This is a genomic window from Anaplasma platys (genome assembly GCF_012790675.1).
GTDB classification, from domain to species: domain Bacteria; phylum Pseudomonadota; class Alphaproteobacteria; order Rickettsiales; family Anaplasmataceae; genus Anaplasma; species Anaplasma platys.
Window position 1 is genome coordinate 1,037,392 of record NZ_CP046391.1, and the last position, 3,324, is coordinate 1,040,715.

Consider the following 3,324-nt stretch of genomic DNA (forward strand, 5'->3'; position numbering starts at 1 on the left):
TCTTCCCTTCCGCTGTCCCAGGCCAGCCACGGTTGGTTTGCTTGTTGGTGTACCACACGTGTTCCTTAACCTCCATGGTCGTCGTTCTGTGCGTGCCTCCTGTGTATGCGGTCGTCACAGTGGCCGTACTGACGCGGCTTGTCGAGTCCGCTTTGCCTATCCCATGCAATGTGCCGTCTCGTTCGCGTATCACCCTGAATTTAATCGCTCTGCGGATGCCATTGTCATCCGGCCTCAGCTCCGCCGCGCGCTTTGTATTCCTATAACGGGCGCTAAACTCATTCATCCGACCCGGCCTCACACCTCCTATGCTCTCTTGGTCGATCGTGTCCACGTTTAACGTATCACCCTCATAGTCGACGCAACTCCACGCTGGATCCTTAACTCTCCTCGCCCCACCGCCACTCGCGCCCCTACCAAGCAACACGTCCCACCTATCATCCACCGCAACCTTCTTATTACAAACCTTGGGGTCAATTGTTGGGCTCGTCCGTCCTACGGCCTGGGCGAACGCAACGATGTCCCGTGGCGCCGTCGCCGCTAAGGCATGCCCGAGACGTTCGGTCTTGCCACTTACCACATCACGCGCTGGCTCTTTCGCCAAAAGGTACATTGTCTCAGCCTTTCCACCTGGCATGGCCGATCCTGTATCAAACTTCTCATAACCTATTCCAATTTCGACCCGGGCTATTCTACCTTTATAGCCCATGCTTTCTTCTATGCCCCGATTGCATTATCTTCGACCCTATTTTGGGATTCTACACTTGCCAATTGAAGCTACTACTTAGTGGTGTTTTAACGTCCAGAAGGTTAAGGTACACCGCGGCGGTACTGCCATCATTGGCTCCGACAGTGAACTCCCGATTTTGTGCCACGCTGGGCTGTAACTTAGACCTATGTAAACGTTATTCCTAACTGAGTTTCTGGGGGGGGGGAAATGCTGCCCTTCCACTTGTCGCGGCCCCACTGTGTTCCATAAATACCAATGTGCTCAATACCAATGCAAACTTGCCTTTTCTTATACTCACCGCAATGCCCGTCACATTAGTCTTTTTGGCAATGGACTATGTCCAACCAAGCTGCCTGTACTTTACAGCAATACTTGCGTATGTAAAAGCAATGATGAATGCCTCTTCAACTTACAAGTGTTCCCCCGCCATTTGTGCATGTTGCCTTGGCAGCTTGGTGCTGACAAAGAAGCTTGCTCGTTGTTTTGCGGCTATTGCCAGTTCTATTTCAGCCGTCTTCCACAATCTGTCTTCTGCTGACAAGGTATGTTCTGCCCTTTCACGTATGTATCTTCGCGTCGATCCATGGTGGTTTCGTCGTAATCTAGTCATGCATGTTGTATTTTGTTGAGATCTCAGAACATATGTTGTTTTCCTATTGCCAGGGGCATACAGACCCTGTGCTATAGTTGCTTGCAGCGCAGTTTCTCAACAAGATCTTGTGTTGTCTATGCGACGGGTTTGTCCCGGTTGCGTGGCACACATTGCGCTGTTAGCCTCCCTACGACAGTGCGTCGAGGTTACACTAGTCATTTGATTTATGTTGCATAGCATCGTCAAGTGAGCTCAAGTAAGCCTCGGGAAAATGCTGCAGCAGAAAAGATTTCTAGATCGTCTATACCCTCGCCGACGCCAACGGCGTGTAGGTCTAAGTTGTATTTATGAACAACACGCAGAACTATTCCGCCCTTAGCTGTGCCGTCCAGCTTTGTCAGTATTATCCCATCTACGTTTACAAAACTACTAAAAGCCTCGACCTGAGCTAAAGTGTTTTGGCCTACAGTGGCGTCCAAAACCAAAACTGTGTTATGCGGCGCGCTTTCGTCGAGTTTACGTATGGTACGGCATACCTTTGCGAGCTCTTCCATCAAATTTTTATTGTTATGCAGTCTGCCAGCGGTATCTACCAACACAACGTCTATATTCTCTTTAAGAGCCTTCTCTACGGTTTTGTAGGCGATGCTCGCAGCATCAGCTCCTAACGCGCCTGAGACGATAGGGCACGATATGCGGTTGGCCCATAGTTCGAGCTGTGAAACTGCTGCAGCGCGAAATGTATCACATGCGCCAATCAGCACAGATTTTCCTTCTTTTTGAAACTTGTGTGCTAACTTTGCAACAGTCGTTGTTTTGCCGCTCCCATTAACCCCGCACAACATAACAATGTGTGGTGACTTTTCTGCCAATATAGGTTTTGCTTTCCCCACAAGAAAACTTTCTATATCCTGCGCTAACGCCTGCTTGACCTGATACTCTGCATCCGTGAACCTTCTGTTGTTTAACTGTTGTGTGAAAAAAGCAGCAACTTCGGGTCCCATGTCAGTTGTAATCAGCAAGTTCTTCAACGACCGCAGCGTTGCTTCATCCACAACTTTCCCGCCCCCCAAAATGTTCTTGAGTCCCTCATTTAGCTTCGCAGAAGTCTTCGACAGACTCCTTTTAAAAGACCCCCATATGCTGGGTTCCCGCTCGCCCGTCATGATATAGAGTGCCCAATAAAGGCAGTATGGACCCCAGTGGTAAAGTAAGTAAACTCCTCCACGCATCGAGCAACCGTTACCTTTCTAACAGTGTCAGGGAGGCGACTCATGGGAAACCTTTTTACCACAGCATCTTGCGAGCATTCTAGAAGAATTGGTCACAATGTGCAAGAAGGATTGCTGGACGGTAAACACACGCATATGCAGAGGAAAGGTCTCGCACCGCACTTTCTATCGCTATCTTCCGTAGCGAGGCTGCGATGTTTTGCCAAAACAGGAGAAGGGAAGGGGGAGGGAGATTTGCGGCGGCAAACTTAGAATTATCTGTACTACCCTAATTCACTATCGTCTTCGACGTCAGGCGGCTATGATGTTTTTGTTGGAGCGGTTTTGTTTTGAAAGCTCACCTGCAACAACTTCGGCACCACCATCCCCAAAATGGCAGCTGCCGCTGCTATCTTATGGGCAGCGTTTGTCAGTTCCTTCTCCATCGGCGGTCTTGAACTGGATGCTAAAGTTCCGCGACACGTCGTCGCCTCCGCTAGGCCACGCTGCACCCACGCTGGTCGTCTTTTCGGCTTTTTTCGTAAATATTTCGCTGAACTTTCTGCCCGTGTTGTTCACCGAGGCGCCCTGCAAGCATTTCCAACTGTCCGACGCTGTCGCTGTGCTTTTTACAAACCTTCTCATCTATCGCCTTATTCCCCAGCTGACCAACAGCCTGTGCAAAAGCACTACATATTCAATATAGAAAGTCTACACCTGGCAACATACACATTGACGCATTAGAACGCAAACCTAACACCGATTTCAGCACCAGTGTACGCCATCTTGAA

General features: G+C 49.5%; 2 protein-coding genes and 1 pseudogene. All 3 read right to left on the bottom strand.

The annotated features are described in order from the left end of the window. Nucleotides 1-709, bottom strand: a pseudogene (locus ANPL_RS03995) (hypothetical protein); the annotation flags it as partial. Nucleotides 710-1,564: 855 nt separating this feature from the next. Then, nucleotides 1,565-2,488, bottom strand: a complete 924-nt coding sequence (ftsY, locus tag ANPL_RS04000) for a signal recognition particle-docking protein FtsY (protein WP_169193451.1) — start codon at nucleotides 2,486-2,488, stop codon at nucleotides 1,565-1,567. A 365-nt stretch (nucleotides 2,489-2,853) separates the two neighbouring features. Further along, nucleotides 2,854-2,979 (bottom strand): hypothetical protein, encoded by a 126-nt coding sequence (locus ANPL_RS04830; RefSeq protein ID WP_272899037.1) that lies wholly within the window; start codon nucleotides 2,977-2,979, stop codon nucleotides 2,854-2,856. Nucleotides 2,980-3,324: the final 345 nt, after the last annotated feature.

Coding starts and splice junctions, on each gene's coding strand:
- ftsY (WP_169193451.1), bottom strand. CDS start 2,488: ATGACGGGCGAGCGGGAACCCAGCATATGGGGGTCTTTTAAAAGGAGT.
- ANPL_RS04830 (WP_272899037.1), bottom strand. CDS start 2,979: ATGGAGAAGGAACTGACAAACGCTGCCCATAAGATAGCAGCGGCAGCT.